We start from the raw sequence: 14,769 nt of genomic DNA, 5'->3' as shown, positions 1-14,769 counted from the left end.
ATTTCGCGGCTATTCGGAGTACGCGCCGGGGCACACCCGCCATTGCCCATCCACGAGCGCCAGCTCGACCGTGCCCGTCCACCTGTTCGATGGATCATCGCGAGCGGCCAATCGTATTCGTACTCGCCCGACGGCGCCTCTGACCTTCACGTCGTCGAGCTCATCGATGGTCACCGGACCGGGGTCGAATCGTCCGACCGCCGCCTTGTTTTCGAGAAAGCTCGCGCAGAACGAGAGTGATAGATCGTTGCCTGCCGTGAACGCCCGCTCCACGACAGCCTTGATGTCCTGTGCTTCGCCGGCGGTGGCAGGTCGGGCCGCCCCCGCCGCCACTTCGAACGCGACAAGAACCGCGCCGCCCAAAGAGGCGGCGAAGGCGCCGACTGTGATCGATTTCGAATGGCTCATCGGAAGAATATCGGCTCGCTCGAGTTGGCGTCGACCAGACAGACGACGACTATCCAGGACAGGCCGACGATTGCCAGCCCGAGAGCAGGTCCCGCGCTTCCCCAACTCCCGCCGGCCCGGACGGTCCGGCGCGCGCCTGCGACAGCGAATCCCAACCCCCACAGATTCAGCACGGAACTGGTCAAGAAGACCAGCAGGGTCGCGAGTACGTGCTTCGAGGTGCCGATCATCCCTGGACAGCTGAGCAGGCTCACGGCCGACAGGGCGAGCGAGATCGTCAGCATCGGGTCGTCCGGGGTGCTCGGCTTCGAATCCTTCAGCACCGCAGTGGGTTCCGTGTCATCATCCGCGGCGGGACCTGTCTGGCCGAACGGAACAGGCGCATACGGTCGCACGACGGGCATCGCGGATTCGTCGACGGTGGGCAGACGCGGCGGTGTTCTGCCCGGTGGCGAATCACGCGGCGGCGCAAGCTTCCTGTCGTAGGCGGAACGCGCCACGGGGTCCAGCAGAACCGCCTTCGCCCGGTCGATCCTGCGCACCATCTGTTCCGCCTCTTGACGCCGATCCAGATCGGGCAGGGCGGTACGCCGCAGCCACAGACGCTGCGCCTCGGTGAGCGCCCCCCGCACAGCATCGGGCTGGGCCGTGGGAGATATGCCGAGGAGTTCGTAGTAGTTGTCCAATGGGGTCCGTCCGTGGTGCCGGCCAGGTCGATGGCGCGTCTAGCCGGCCGTGGTCAGGTAGTCGCTGTTGCCGTCAGGATTGATCCACCCTCGGATGACCTGGGCGAGTTGCGGCGGTTTCACCTCGTTCAGCGCCACGAACGGCGGCAACTCGGCCAGTTCCGGGAATTCCGACGGTGCCGGATAGGTGGTGTAGGCAGTTTCGATGAAGGCTCGAATCATCGCCGCCAGCTGCCAATTCGCGTCGTCGACAGCCCAACCGGGCGGTCGCGCGCCAGGTTCGATGACGGGGTCGCAGCCGAAGTATTCGACGCGCTGCCGATGCAGGTGCTCGCGCACCTCGAGCAGGACGGCCTTGCGCTTACCCGGCTCGATCAGCGTGCGCCGCCACCCGGAACGCAGCTCGTGATCGCTCGGGAGGAAGGTGAGATAGCCGTAGGTGACGCCGTCGGACTGCCAGGTGTGCTCGAGATCCCCTTCTTCGGCAGCCCATTCGGCCCGTGAAATCGATTGCCGAACGATCTCTTCGAATGCCGTCAGCCACTCGCTGTTCCTGCGCTCGAGCGTTTCTACCAGCGGCAGCACCCGATCGCACCATTCCTGGAACGCACGCCCGTCCGCGGTCTGCCGGTAGGTCATCCACGCATTGCGCTGCTGGATCTCGAGCATCTGCCGGTTGTGCTCTGCCTGCGCCTGCGCGTGTGCCCGCTCCGCATCGAACTGTTCGGCCTGCCTTCGTTCCAGTTCATCGAACCGATCCTGCTCGGCTTGCTGCCGATTCCGCGCAGCGTCGGCCTCGAGGCTCGCGTTGTACGCGGCCACCGTCGCCCGTGCCGCCGTCCTGGCGGCCGCTCTCGCCGCGGACTTGGCCAAGCCGATCGGCAGCCCATCGGTCAGGTGGTTCAGCATCGCGATCTCCTCTGGCACGCTCGGATCGCTGAGCGATCACACGTCTCCTACAGAGAAGCGGTTGCGGCCCATACGGTTCGGCGGATGTCTGTAACGAGGCCGACCACCCGCCGGATCTCCTTCGAAACAGGTGTATGGGAAAGGGTTTCGTGCATGTCCGGGAGATCTACCTTGATCGGTGTCGCGGCTTCGGCCGCCGGTGTGGCGTTGCTGCTGGCCGGGTGTAGCGGAGCAGGGGGTGCCGGGTCGGCGGCCGGCGATACGACAACAGCGTCGACGACGAAGGCGGCGAGCAGCGCTGCCGCGGCACCGAGCAGCGCGACGGTCGCGTCCGAGCCCGAGTCGGCGGAAGCGACCACGGCGACCCCGGCTCCAGCGAAACAGCCTGCGGGAGCATCGATCTGGAATCCGTGCGCGCTGCCGGACTCCGCCCTGGCCGCAGCGGGATTGGACACCGGTTCCAAGGAGAAGGTCGCCGCCCTGGACGGTTCGGGCGCGCTGACCTGCAAGTGGAAGTCGGTCGGCAATACTCTCGAACTGCATATCGTCTCGTCCACCGCCACGGAGGCGGATCTGAAGGCGACCGGGAATTACGTGAACTTCGTTCCGACCTCGATCGGCCTGCGCAGCGGGGTGCAGTATCGCGCGGCCCAGGACACCAGCAAACTGGGGTGCTACCACAGCACCGCCACGCAGTACGGCCTCGTCACGTTCACGGTCAAGACCTTGAAGGTGCAGACCGATGCCTTCAATTCCTGCAACGACGTGGGCAATATCGCCGCGGCACTGGTCGACCAATTGCCTGAGTAGACACCGTTTCGGTGCGGCACGCGAAGCCGGTGCACGTCGATCCCCCTCCGAATCGGCGTACCCGCATCACGTGCCGCGCTGGCGACGAAGGCGAGGGGGGCCGCGGGCTATCGCCCCGGGAGCGGGTGTGTGCGATGTTTCACAGTTGTGATATCCGTAGCGGATCGGTAAGTGCGGCAACAGTGGTCTCGATTCCAGGCATCCCAAAGCAGACCCACTTTTGCGGGCCCCTGCTTCCGGGCGGGAATCACTCACCTACCGGCGCGGTCGCGGACGAGCACGTCGCGACCGAGCGATGCTATCGGCTACGCTCTCACCTGGCAAGTTCGGTCCGGCTCAGTGGAATTTCGCTGCTTTATGCTGTGCGACATGGCACTACCGGCGATGTGGATCGCGGTCGATCTCATCGGCACCGAACTTTCCGACGACGTATTCGTCCATTCGGCCGGGGGTGACCGCGTAGCCCGGCCATTGCGTCGCTGCGCACCAAAGCTCGGATTCGATCGCGCCGGCGAGGCGCTGTTCCGGGCCGTGGTGGCGGCATCGGCGCGTGGCGCGGAGATTCCGCGAGTCGATGGCGTGGTGGTCGAAACCCACCGGATCGACGCCGCGGACGGCACGCCGGTGGGACTGGTGGTGTGGCTGTCGCCGCAGCGGCCCGATCCGCGCCCGACCTACAACGCCTGGGTGCTCGACATGACCGCCATGACCACGCGCACCAGCGGTGACGATCCCGCGATGATCGGCGACGGCCGGCAAGCGGGCGAGGAACGGCATGTGCAGTATCTGTTCACCTGGCTCAACCCGGAGGACGCGTGGTCGATGGTCGGGGGCTATTACGACGCCCTGACCGGCGACGACGGCCTGCTGATCCAGAGCTACTGGAGCCTGCGCCCCGAAGGCGCGGACTGGGTGCACATGTGGTCGAGTTGCCGGCTGCGGGTGGACGCGAGCGGGCAGCGCACGCTCTACGGCTTGACCCTCAAGATCGCCACCCGCGAAATCGAAGCCAATATCGCCTCACTCATCCGCTACAGCCGCGCGACCCTGCTGCTCGTCGAGGCCAACAACAAGATCCCGATCACCACCGTCGGTCGCCTGGCGCCGCTCGGCGAGGCCCGCATCGGCCAGATCCTGGACCAGGTGGACCTGGATCAGCTCGCCAACCCGCAGTCGCCCGAAGCCGCCGAGCAGCCGATCCAGATCGACGGAGCCCCTTTCCTCGCCTCGACTTTCGCGTTGCATTCCGCGCGCGAGAAACACGGCGACCCGGTCGCCATCATTCTGCTGGTACAGGGCGATTCGGCCTGAGCACCCAGCTGTTCCACTGTCTATCTACCCGGAGGTCCAACCCGTGCGTGTCCTAGTGACCGGAGCCAATCGCGGTATCGGAGCCGCTATCGCCAGCCGCCTCGTCGACGAAGGCCACACCGTGTGGGGCACGCATCGCGGGGCCGCGGTGCCGGACGGGGTGCGCGGGGTCGAATGCGATGTCACCGATGACGAATCGGTGGATGCCGCGTTCAAGCTGATCGAAACCGAGGACGGCCCGGTGGAGGCGGTGATCGCCAATGCCGGCATCACCGACGACACGCTGATCATGCGAATGAGCAGTGAGCAGTTCGGGCGGGTGATCGACACCAATCTCACCGGTGTCTTCCGGGTCGTCAAGCGCGCCACCCGGAACATGCTCAAGCATCGCAACGGCCGCATCGTCATCATCGGGTCGGCCTCGGGTCTGTCCGGCATGCCCGGCCAGGTCAACTACACCGCCGCCAAGGCCGGTGTGGTGGGGATCGCGCGATCGCTGGCCCGCGAACTGGGCTCACGCAACATCACCTCCAACGTGATCGCGCCCGGTTTCACCGAGACCGACATGGCCGCCGCGGTCAGCGAGAAGGTGGTGGAGACGGCGCTGTCCCATATTCCACTGGGCCGGTTCGGCAAGCCGGAGGAGATCGCCGCCACCGCCGCATTCCTCCTCTCCCCCGGCGCGGCCTACATCACGGGCACCGTCATCAATGTCGACGGCGGTATCGGCATGGGGCACTGAGGGATTCGGCTAGGCCGGGACGAGGGCACGCGCTGGGCGGGTCGCTTCGGCCCAGCGGGCGACTCGCGGCACCATGAGTCCCGCGGCGACCAGCAGACCGGCGGCGATGCACCAGCCGAGCACGCCCAGGCCCAGGCAGAGCCACATCAGCAGGAGCGGGCCGACGGTGTCGGCCAGCCGGATGCCGCTGCCGAAGACGCCCAGATACTGACCGATGGCGTGCTCGGGCGCCAGGGCGTTGGCGAGCTCGTAACCGCCTGCGGTCTGCAGGATTTCGCCCATGGTCAATACGGCCGCGCCGATCGCCACGGCGGTCACTGCGACCCAGGCCGGCTGGTCGCGGGCGGCCGCCATCAGCACGAGCGCGATACCGAAGGCCAGGCCCGCGCGCCACATGGCGGTCGCGCCGTCGCGGGCGGTGACGATGGTCCTGCTCACTTGGATCTGGCAGCAGACGACGAGCGCGATATTGATCAGGTCGGGTACCACGACGGCCCAGCGTGGCGCCGTCGTTCGCTCCAGGATCCACAGCGGCAGGGCCGCCGTCAGAATCCACGCCTGGAGCGACAGCACTCCATCCAGAGCGGTCAGCGCGAGAAATGGCCGGTCGCGCAACACGATCCAGCGGTCCGCGGGCGAATTCCGCTCGGCCGCAGCGGGGCCCGGGTCGGGTAGCCGTTCGACCAGAACGGTGCCGCCGAGCAGGCAGATCGCGCCGACCACCATCGTCACCCGATAGAATTCGGCCGAATCCAGTTGCACCGCAACCGCCGACAATCCGAGCCCGATACCCATGCCCAGGTTCAGGATGGTCCGGATGTAGGCGCGGAACTCGTTGGGGCGGTCTGTGACCATTCGGCTGATCAGCGTCGAGATCATGAGCTGGACGACCGCCTGCCCCGCCGCGGTGATCGGCACGATCACCAGATACATGGCGAAACCGCGCACGGTGAGAAAGGCGAGTGTGCCGCCCGCCGCCACCAGCAATCCCGCGCGCAGCACCAGCAGCGGCCCGCGCCGGTCCGAAGTACGTCCCGCGAGTACGTTCGCGGCAATGCAGGCGACACCGGCGACGCTGAGCCCGACACCCACCTGCATGGACGAAATATGCACCACCCGAGTGAAATACAGCACGACGGTCGAGAGGTAGACACCGGAGAAAACCGCTGCCATGGCGGCGATCAGGGCGAGTGTGCGACGTGGGCCGCGCGGCGGTAGCGCCAATCGGCCGGGAATCGAATCGTTCACGCCGACCGCACCAGGGTCGCGGCCGCCGCGCCGGGCGCACACTCGAATACGAATCGCTCAGCCGTGCGCCGCATGGACGCCACCACCTGCGCGGTGGACGCACCGTGGAATCGGAAGGCCGCACCGACACCGGTGTAGCCGAAGCTCTCGCTGATCACCGACCCGGGTCGTGGAATCGACTGATAATAGGGAGCATTCGCGTCCGGGACGTCGAGCCGGGCAGCCAGTACCGTGCAGGGCGGGGACACCGGCGGATGGACGAGCAATTCCCCCGCGACCACGCCTTCGAGCAGCGGTGCGATCACGGGTTCGCGTCCCAGCTGGAGATCCAGTGCCGTGCCGAACAGGTCGTGGCCGTGCAGCTCACGCCACAGGTGACTGGTCTCCCCACCGGCGACCCGCGCCGCGACCTCCAGAAATCGCGGTTCCGGCGCGGTGTCCGAGCCGCCCAGGAAGAGTTCCAGATGGAAGACCGAGGGCGTATTCGGACTGAGTGCGGTCAGTACGGTTGTCGCGAATTCGGCGAGCGCGGAGTTCAGCACCGGGTGGTCGATTTCGACATAGCCGAGACTAGGTGCGCTGGCCGCGAATTCGAGGCAGGTGCCGACGTATCGGGAGGCACGCCACGGCCCGAGCCGGGCGCCGGTCCACACACCGTCGACCGCGCCCACCTCGTCGGGGCAGAAGCGCTGCACGAGAAAGGGTTCCGCGGCCAGATCGGGGAGCGCGGCCAGATCGTCTATCGAATCGAGTTTGACGACATCGCGGCTACCGGCACCCAGGCGCGGCTTCACGATCAGCGGAAACCCGTGCACCGCGGCGAATTCCTCGACCGCGGCGAGGTTCGGCGCGGGCGCGAACTCCGGCGCCCGCACACCGGCAGCGACCACCTGCCGCCCCATGACGAGCTTGTCCCGAAACGGTGCCACATAGTCCGGCCGGTCGCCCGGAATCGCGAAGTGGGCCCGCAGTTCCGCCGCCGCGAGCAGATCGAATTCACTGAGCGCGACGATGCGCTCCGGCCTGCCCCACCGTCGCGCCAGATCCAGCACCACCGGACCGACCTCCGACATGTCCTGGAGCGGAACCACTTCCGCCGCCGAAACACCCGGTATCCCGGCCACGGCGTTCTCGGCGCACACATACGTCACCGCGGTCGACTCGTGGTCGAGGCGCTCGAGGTAGGAGACGTCGACTCCACGTACACGATGAATCACAACCACATGGGGCCGCACGATTTCCTCCGGTCTGATCTTGTTGCCGAAGCTAACCGAACTGGCCGGAGGTGACTGTTCGGTGACATGCCAGCTAACGACCGCGGGCCCGTGAGGGAAGGATCCCACCGTGCTGTTGCTCCGTAGCCGCGGCGGCCGACCCGGGTGAAATCTCCTCCCGGCAAGTCCGCCGATCGGTGCCGATTGGGCAGTTGCTAATGTTCGCAATCAATTATCGGTGTACAGGGAGACGAGCATGCCCATCGCAAACCTGAACGGGATTCAGCTCAGTTATGAGGTCAGCGGGGACGGACCGCTGGTCGTGCTTGTCATGGGGACCGGCAGTCCCGGCAGCGTGTGGCGGTCCTACCAGGTGCCCGCGCTGGTCAAGGCGGGGTTCCGGGTTGCCACGATGGACAATCGCGGGATCGCGCCGACCGACGGCGGCCTCGGCGGCATGCGCTTCGAGGACCTGGTCGGCGATACTGCCGCGCTGATCCAGCATCTCGGCGGCCCGGCTCACGTGGTCGGCACCTCGATGGGGGCGCGCGTGGTGCAGGAGCTCGCGCTGGCCCGCCCGGAACTGGTCCGCAAGGCCGTCATGATGGCCACGGTCGGGCGACCGCATCCCCTGGCCCAGCTGCTGAACCGCGGCGAGCAGGCGATGATCACCGAAAAGGTCACGCTGCCCACGGAATACGCGGCCTCGATCAAGGCGATGCTGAACCTCTCGCCGCATACGCTGGCCGATCCGGACCAAGCCCAGCAGTGGCTGGACATCTTCGAATACAGCGCGGGCACCAAACCCTCCCCCGGCGTGCTGGCGCAGCTGGCCATGGACCGCTCCCAGAACCGGCTCGCAGAGTACGCGCGCATCCGGGTGCCCAGCCTGGTCGTGGGTTTCGCCGACGACCGGATGGCCCCGCCGATGTTCGGCCGCGAGGTCGCCGAGGCGATCCCGGGCGCTCGCTACGTCGAGATCGAGAAGTGCGGCCACTACGGCTATCTGGAGCGCCCGGACGAGGTCAATCGCGTGCTCGTCGACTTCCTGACCGCTACCGAATGAGGACGTACCCATGACGGACACCCTGCCGCCCTGCCCCGCCTGTTCGAGCGTCTACACCTACGAGATGGGCGCGCTGCTGGTGTGCCCCGAGTGCGCACACGAGTGGTCGGCCGCGCCCGCCGAGGCGAGCGCCGCCGATGCTGTGATCCGCGACGCGGTGGGCAATGTGCTCGCCGACGGCGACACGGTCACGGTGATCAAGTCGCTCAAGGTGAAGGGCAGCCCCACGGGGATCAAGGCGGGCACCAAGGTTCGCAATATCCGCCTGGTCGACGGCGTCGGCGATCACGATATCGACTGCAAGATCGACGGTATCGGCCCGATGCAGCTCAAATCCAGTGTGGTCAAGAAGATTTGACGACCAGCGCACGCGCCGCGGCGATGGCGTCCGGCGTGTGCTCGAACAGCCGGCCCGCGGGTAGCGCGCCGAGGGCCGCGAGCCGGCGGTGATGATCGGCGCGCAGGCCCGACATGAGCACCGCGATCCCGCGATGCTCGAGTTTTCCGATCGCGTCCTTGAGTACCAGCGCCCCGGTGGTGTCCAGCGCGGTGACGTGCGACATGCGCAGGATCACCGCGTGCACATCGCAGACTTCGGCGAGCTCGAGCAGGAAACGGTGCGCGGCGGCGAAGAACAGCGGACCGTCGAGCCGATAGGCGACGATGTGATCGTGCAGCAGGTCGTGCTCCTCGGCCAGGTGCTCGGTGCTTTGTTCCAGCGGAATCTGGTGCAGCCGAGCCTCTCTCGCCACCGCGCGCAGCGCCAGCAGCACCGCGATGCCGACGCCGACCGCGACCGCGCTCACCAGATCCAGCGCCACCGTCACCAGGAAGGTGATCGCCATGATGAGCGCGTCACCCCGGGAGGCGCGTGCGATCGCGGCCAGCGACGCGGTCTCGACCATGCGCACGGTCGTCGCGAGCAGCACGCCCGCCAGCGCCGCCAAGGGAATATGCGCGACCAGCGGCGCGGCCAGGTAGATGATGGCGGCCAGCACGGCCGCGTGGGTGAGCGCCGCCAGCCGGGTGCGGGCCCCGGAGCGCACATTGACCGCGGTGCGCGCGATCGCGCCGGTGGCGGGCACCCCGCCGAACAGCGGCGCGGCGATATTGGCCAGGCCCTGACCGAGCAGTTCCCGATCCGGATCGTGCCGGGTACCGACCGCCATGGAGTCGGCGGCGGTGGCCGACAGCAGTGACTCCAGGGCCGCGAGCGCGGCCACCGCCAGCGCGGGCGCCAGCAGCGCGCCGATCTCGTCGAGATGCACGAAACCCACGGTGGGGGCGGGTAATCCGGACGGCAGGTCACCGATCGGGGCCAGGTCGAGATCGAAGACCCGGGCCGCGACGGTCGCGGCCGCCACCGCGATCAGCGCGAACGGCAGCTTCGGCAGATATCGTCCGCCGATCAACACGACGAGCGCCACGACCAGCGCGGTCACGAGTGTCACCGCATGCGGCTGCGCGGCGTACTGCCGTACCGCGTCGGCCGCGACCTGCCACACCTTCTCGCCCTCGGCCTGGGCGATCCCCAGCGCGGACGGGAACTGCTGCAGCGCGATCACCACCGCGATCCCGGCGGTGAATCCCTCGATCACCGGGGCGGGCATATAGCGCACCGCACGCCCGACCCCGGCGATCGCGAGCACCACCAGCAGGAGGCCGGCCAGCAGCCCCACGGCCAGCACTCCCTCCGCCCCGTACTGGTGGACGATCGGTACCAGGACCACGGTCATGGCCCCGGTCGGCCCGGAGACCTGGAAGCGCGAGCCGCCGAAAACGGCGGCCACGGCACCGGCGACGACGGCGGTGGCCAGGCCCGCCGCCGCGCCCAGACCGGAACTGATGCCGAAACCCAGCGCGAGCGGTAGCGCGACCAGTGCAACGATCAGACCGGACAGCAGGTCGGCCCCGGGCGAGCGCACCGCCGGTCGCCAGTCGGACCAGGTCGGCAGCAGCGCCCGCACGGTCAGTGCGCCTGGACTTCGGATGAACGATGCGCTGCCAGCCGGGATTTCAAGGCGGCCAGCTGTTCGCGCAGGACTTCGGGCAGACGGTTGCCGCCGATGGTGGCGAACCACTGATCGATCGAGTCGATCTCGGTCGTCCATTCGTCGAGCCGCACGGTGAGCGCGGCGGCGGCGAGTTCACGTTCGGCGTCGGTCAATCCGTCCAGATCCAGGGCCTCGGCGGTGGGCACGTAGCCGATGGGCGTGGCCTCGGCGGGCGCGTCACCGTCCAGGCGCTCCAGCGCCCATTTCAGCACGCGCACATTGTCGCCGAAACCGGGCCACAGAAACTTGCCGTCCGCGGACCGCCGGAACCAGTTGACCTGGAAGATCTTCGGCAGTCGCGCCCCCTCACGCTCGGCCAGACCGAGCCAGTGCGCGAAGTAGTCGCCGACGTGGTAGCCCAGGAACGGCAGCATCGCCATCGGATCGCGGCGCACCACACCGACCTGGCCCGCCGCGGCGGCCGTGGTCTCCGAGGACAGCACCGACGCGGTGAAGACGCCGTGTGCCCAGTCGAAGGATTCCGCGACCAGCGGGATGGTGGTGGCGCGCCGGCCACCGAAGAAGATCGCCGAGATCGGCACGCCGGCCGGGTCGTCCCATTCCGGCGCCACCGAGGGGCACTGCGCGATCGGCGTGCAGTACCGCGAATTCGGGTGGGCGGCGGGCTCTTCCGACTTCGGGGTCCAGTCGCGGCCGTGCCAGTCGATCAGGTGGCCGGGCGCCTGGCCGGTCAATCCCTCCCACCACACGTCACCGTCGTCGGTGCGGGCGGTGTTGGTGAAGATGGAGTTGCCGCCGTCGATGGTGGCGATCGCGTTGGGATTGGTCTTGGCGCCGGTTCCCGGTGCGACGCCGAAGAATCCGGCCTCGGGATTCACCGCGTAGAGCCGCCCGTCGGCGCCGAACCGCATCCAGGCGATGTCGTCGCCCACGGTCTCGGCCTTCCAGCCGGGCAGTGCGGGCTCGAGCATGGCCAGATTGGTCTTGCCGCACGAGGACGGGAACGCCGCCGCGATGTAATGCGTCTTCCCTTGCGGCGAGGTCAGTTTCAGGATGAGCATGTGCTCGGCCAGCCAGCCCTCGTCGCGCCCGAGCACCGAGGCGATGCGCAGCGCGAAGCACTTCTTGCCCAGCAGCGCGTTGCCGCCGTAACCCGAACCGTAGGACCAGATCTCCCGGCGCTCCGGGAAGTGCGAGATGTACTTGGTCTTGTCGCACGGCCACGGCACGTCCGCGTCACCGTCGGCCAGCGGCGCGCCCACAGAGTGCAGGCACTTGACGAAATCCGTTCCGGCGGTGAGCTTCTCCCACACCGGCGCACCGGAGCGGGTCATGATCTGCATGGACACCGCCACATACTCCGAATCGGTGATCTGCACCCCGAACTTCGGGTCCTCGGCATCGATCGGTCCCATGCAGAAGGCGATGACGTACATGGTGCGCCCGGCCATGGCGCCGCGGTAGTGCTCGGTCATCACGGTGCGCATGTCGACCGGGTCGACCCAGTTGTTGGTCGGCCCGGCGTCCTCGGCGTTCTCCGAGCAGATGAACGTCCGGTCCTCCACCCGCGCGACATCGTCGGGGTCGGACACGCACCAGAAGGAGTTCGGCTTCTGTTCGAGGGCGACGAAGGTGCCCTTGTCGACCAGCAGGCCGGTCAGCCGGTCCCATTCCGCACGGGAGCCGTCGCAGAACACGACCTGCGCGGGGGCGGTGAGTTCGGCGATCTCGGCGACCCAGGCCGCGACGCCCTCGTGGTCGGTGGTGGACTGCTCGGGCACGACGAATTCTCCTTCGCGAAAACAACAACGTATTTATTTTAGAAAAGATGCAATCAGTGAACCGCACACACCCTACCGAGCCGGGGCGCGATGGGTCTATGCGGGCTTTTCGAGGGCTTCGACCTGCCCGGCGGCCACTCCGGTCAGGATGGCGCGGGCCGCGGCGAGCAGCTCGGCGACCCGAGGCGAGGTCAGCTCATAGGTCACCGAGAGCCCCTCGCGCCGGGCGACGACGAGCCCCGCCCGGCGCAGGATGGACAGCTGCTGGGAGAGGTTGGCCGGCTCGATGCCGATCTCGGCGAGCATCTCCGAGACGGCGTACTCACGTTCGCTGAGCAGTTCGAGGACTCGGATCCGCACGGGATGGCCGAGGGTTTTGAAGAAGTCGGCCTTCATTTGATAGAGCGGTCGCCGCAACCCTGGCACGCCGTCACTCCCTCTCCACATCGTCCTGATTGCACAGTTTAGCAAGCAGAGCAACCCGCCGATCGAGGCGCAAATCCGGACATACAAGGCTTCTGGACGATTGATCAGTTCGTAATGAAGTCGCCGCATTTCTGGCAAATCGGACGCGCCCGCCAGGGTCTAAACCTTAAATCACGGATTAGTTACAGATTTTTTTGTGACCTGGAGCACGGGCAAGCGAGGGGCAAACTCCCCGCATAGCGACGGTTTCATGCGCTCTGGCCAGCGCAAACCAAGATCGCTACACCCTGCCGTTCGCTTTTCGTTCACCCTGTGTTCACCTTCCGTGATCACTCTGTAACGAGGTCGCAAACAGACCCGAAGTTGGTTAGACCAAGGAGAAGTACAAACCCCATTCGGAAATGAACCGCTTGGGCCAGGAACAGAACATGATCCTGCGGCGGTTGGCGGAACGAGCATCCAGCTCGCGATCCCCATTCCGATTCACCCTTCTCGTCGGTGTGACGAGAAGTTCCGCGCGACGCCGCGGACCAGGGAGCGCCTAGGAGCGCAGACCCGATGTCCGCACCCCGACCTGCGTCGTGTCCGGGGACAGAGTTCCCCCACAACAAAACCAGACAACAGCACAGCTCTGCGGCGAGCCTCCCACATGGTAGCCCGCCAAGGATTCGCGCTGCTACGCGGCCGGATCGACCCTGTCCCCGAACAAGGAACCGACTACGTAATGAAGCTCTCCACGCTCCGACGACCGAACCTCCGCGAAGGCCTGACCTTCGGTGTGGCTGCCCTGGGTATCGCGGCCGTCGCCGCCTCCTCCGCGGTGTCGGTGGCCGACGACAGCGTTCCCTCGCGTGTCGCCATGATCTCCGAGGCCAAGCCGGCCACCAACCTCGCCGCCTCGGCCGTCAAGGCCGCCGCGCCGGTCGAGAAGGCCGCTGCCGCCGCCCCCGCCCCGATGCCGGAGCCGGCTGCCGACTACCCGGACAACCTCGACGGCTGGATCCGCGAAGCCCTCGACATCATGAAGGAAAAGGGCATCCCGGGCACCTACGAGGGCATCCACCGGAACATCATCCGCGAATCCGCTGGTGACCCGGGCGCGATCAACCTCTGGGACTCCAACGCCGCCATGGGCATCCCGTCCAAGGGCCTGCTCCAGGTGATCGACCCCACCTTCCAGACCTACCACGTGGAAGGCACCGAGTTCGACGTCTGGAATCCGGTCTCCAACATCGTCGCGGCCTGCAACTACGCCGCGCAGCGCTACGGCTCGATGGACAACGTCAACTCGGCGTACTGATTCATCGACAACTGAACAAACAAACGCATAGTTCGAGAAGCCCCGCGACCGCTGTATCGGTCCGGGGCTTCCGGCATACACTCGGCCGGTGGCCGATGACTACGCGCACTCCGACGTGTCGGTGAACCGGCGCGCCGAGAAGGCGCGCCGCCTGGCCACCTATCTCTGGGATCGCGATATCAGCGGCGCCGAAGTCCTGGATCTGTCCGCCGCCACGCGGCGCAAACTGGCCCGCGCCGCCGACACCAACCCGCCGAGCACCGATGAAACCTGGACGGTCGTCGCCCGCCTGCTCGACGAGAAAACCGCTTGGGCGACACGGAATCCCGGACATCCGGCCGCGCGGCGACCATCTGCGGAGGAAAAAATACTGTGGGTGAAACCGCCTGTCAGGCCATGGTCTGCGGACTGAGCACGCGATGATCGGTATTGTGCGCGGTTGACAAGCGGCGCGACCGTAACCACAGTGTGATGCGGCGTCGCTTGACCGTGCGCCAACCCAACCGCAGCAGACCACCGCAGTAGTAGACACAGAGGAATACATGAACGTTCGCCGGCTCACCGTCAGCGCCGCCGTCGCGGGCCTGACGCTCCTCGCGGCGCCCGCCGCCATGGCCAACCCCACCGGGTCCTCGGGCACCGGTTCGTCCGCCATCGACACCGGCTCCGCCGCGACCGGTTCGGCTGGCCTGTCCCAGACCGGTTCCGCCCAGGGCACCTTCCGCAATTGCGACGAAGCCATCGCGCAGGGGCGCGCGCCGCTCTTCCGCGGGGAACAGGGTTACTCCCCGCACCTGGACCCGGACGGCGACGGGTTCGCCTGCCCGACAGTCTGATACAGCTGAAACGAAAA

At 67.2% G+C, this 14,769-nt stretch carries 16 protein-coding genes; 8 read left to right on the top strand and 8 right to left on the bottom strand.

Going from position 1 to position 14,769, the window contains the following annotated elements:
- Positions 1 to 9: 9 nt before the first annotated feature.
- Genes ACFVMC_RS28435 through ACFVMC_RS28425 form a run of 3 tightly spaced genes read right to left on the bottom strand, consistent with a single transcriptional unit; the run spans position 10 to position 2,003 of the window.
- Positions 10 to 408 (bottom strand): hypothetical protein, encoded by a 399-nt coding sequence (locus tag ACFVMC_RS28435; protein WP_379215259.1) that lies wholly within the window; start codon positions 406 to 408, stop codon positions 10 to 12.
- Complete coding sequence (locus ACFVMC_RS28430; RefSeq protein WP_379215257.1) at positions 405 to 1,094, bottom strand: J domain-containing protein; 690 nt, start codon at positions 1,092 to 1,094, stop codon at positions 405 to 407. Before ACFVMC_RS28430 ends, ACFVMC_RS28435 begins: the two co-directional genes overlap by 4 nt.
- Positions 1,095 to 1,133: 39 nt before the next feature.
- A complete protein-coding gene (locus tag ACFVMC_RS28425) occupies positions 1,134 to 2,003 on the bottom strand; it encodes a hypothetical protein (protein ID WP_379215255.1) in 870 nt (289 codons plus the stop codon).
- 153 nt (positions 2,004 to 2,156) lie between these two features.
- Between ACFVMC_RS28425 and ACFVMC_RS28420 the strand changes: the two genes are divergently transcribed.
- From ACFVMC_RS28420 to fabG, 3 genes are all read left to right on the top strand, one after another.
- Positions 2,157 to 2,813 (top strand): DUF3558 family protein, encoded by a 657-nt coding sequence (locus ACFVMC_RS28420; RefSeq protein WP_379215254.1) that lies wholly within the window; start codon positions 2,157 to 2,159, stop codon positions 2,811 to 2,813.
- A 369-nt stretch (positions 2,814 to 3,182) separates the two neighbouring features.
- Positions 3,183 to 4,124 (top strand): hypothetical protein, encoded by a 942-nt coding sequence (locus tag ACFVMC_RS28415; protein WP_379215253.1) that lies wholly within the window; start codon positions 3,183 to 3,185, stop codon positions 4,122 to 4,124.
- A gap of 43 nt (positions 4,125 to 4,167) precedes the next feature.
- On the top strand, positions 4,168 to 4,866 hold the full coding sequence (gene fabG / locus ACFVMC_RS28410; RefSeq protein WP_379215251.1) for a 3-oxoacyl-ACP reductase FabG: 699 nt from the start codon (positions 4,168 to 4,170) through the stop codon (positions 4,864 to 4,866).
- Between the two features lie 9 nt (positions 4,867 to 4,875).
- Here fabG and ACFVMC_RS28405 read toward each other — a convergent pair whose 3' ends face one another.
- Both ACFVMC_RS28405 and ACFVMC_RS28400 read right to left on the bottom strand, forming a co-directional pair.
- Complete coding sequence (locus ACFVMC_RS28405) at positions 4,876 to 6,114, bottom strand: MFS transporter (RefSeq protein WP_379215250.1); 1,239 nt, start codon at positions 6,112 to 6,114, stop codon at positions 4,876 to 4,878.
- Positions 6,111 to 7,331, bottom strand: coding sequence for an acetyl-CoA carboxylase biotin carboxylase subunit family protein (locus tag ACFVMC_RS28400; protein ID WP_379215248.1), 1,221 nt, complete (start codon positions 7,329 to 7,331; stop codon positions 6,111 to 6,113). The genes ACFVMC_RS28405 and ACFVMC_RS28400 overlap by 4 nt, the downstream gene beginning before the upstream one ends.
- Before the next feature lie 253 nt (positions 7,332 to 7,584).
- Between ACFVMC_RS28400 and ACFVMC_RS28395 the strand changes: the two genes are divergently transcribed.
- Positions 7,585 to 8,394, top strand: coding sequence for an alpha/beta fold hydrolase (locus ACFVMC_RS28395; protein WP_379215246.1), 810 nt, complete (start codon positions 7,585 to 7,587; stop codon positions 8,392 to 8,394).
- A gap of 10 nt (positions 8,395 to 8,404) precedes the next feature.
- Positions 8,405 to 8,752, top strand: a complete 348-nt coding sequence (locus ACFVMC_RS28390) for a zinc ribbon domain-containing protein YjdM (protein WP_379215244.1) — start codon at positions 8,405 to 8,407, stop codon at positions 8,750 to 8,752.
- On the opposite strand, the gene ACFVMC_RS28385 is transcribed toward ACFVMC_RS28390, so the two are convergent.
- From ACFVMC_RS28385 to ACFVMC_RS28375, 3 genes are all read right to left on the bottom strand, one after another.
- Positions 8,739 to 10,361, bottom strand: a complete 1,623-nt coding sequence (locus ACFVMC_RS28385; protein ID WP_379215242.1) for a SulP family inorganic anion transporter — start codon at positions 10,359 to 10,361, stop codon at positions 8,739 to 8,741. The two genes, ACFVMC_RS28390 and ACFVMC_RS28385, sit on opposite strands and share 14 nt — an antisense overlap.
- Positions 10,362 to 10,363: 2 nt before the next feature.
- On the bottom strand, positions 10,364 to 12,190 hold the full coding sequence (locus tag ACFVMC_RS28380; RefSeq protein ID WP_379215240.1) for a phosphoenolpyruvate carboxykinase (GTP): 1,827 nt from the start codon (positions 12,188 to 12,190) through the stop codon (positions 10,364 to 10,366).
- A 96-nt stretch (positions 12,191 to 12,286) separates the two neighbouring features.
- Positions 12,287 to 12,586 (bottom strand): ArsR/SmtB family transcription factor, encoded by a 300-nt coding sequence (locus ACFVMC_RS28375; protein WP_379215337.1) that lies wholly within the window; start codon positions 12,584 to 12,586, stop codon positions 12,287 to 12,289.
- Between the two features lie 754 nt (positions 12,587 to 13,340).
- On the opposite strand from ACFVMC_RS28375, the gene ACFVMC_RS28370 reads away from it, so the two are divergent.
- From ACFVMC_RS28370 to ACFVMC_RS28360, 3 genes are all read left to right on the top strand, one after another.
- A complete protein-coding gene (locus ACFVMC_RS28370; protein WP_379215238.1) occupies positions 13,341 to 13,916 on the top strand; it encodes a transglycosylase SLT domain-containing protein in 576 nt (191 codons plus the stop codon).
- Positions 13,917 to 14,004: 88 nt separating this feature from the next.
- Complete coding sequence (locus ACFVMC_RS28365; RefSeq protein WP_379215236.1) at positions 14,005 to 14,328, top strand: hypothetical protein; 324 nt, start codon at positions 14,005 to 14,007, stop codon at positions 14,326 to 14,328.
- Between the two features lie 130 nt (positions 14,329 to 14,458).
- Positions 14,459 to 14,752, top strand: coding sequence for an excalibur calcium-binding domain-containing protein (locus tag ACFVMC_RS28360; RefSeq protein ID WP_379215235.1), 294 nt, complete (start codon positions 14,459 to 14,461; stop codon positions 14,750 to 14,752).
- Positions 14,753 to 14,769: the final 17 nt, after the last annotated feature.

Source organism: Nocardia sp. NPDC127579, from assembly GCF_042672005.1.
Classification (GTDB): domain Bacteria; phylum Actinomycetota; class Actinomycetes; order Mycobacteriales; family Mycobacteriaceae; genus Nocardia.
Note: the sequence above shows the minus strand (reverse complement) of the source record. Positions and strands in the feature narration are given on the sequence as shown.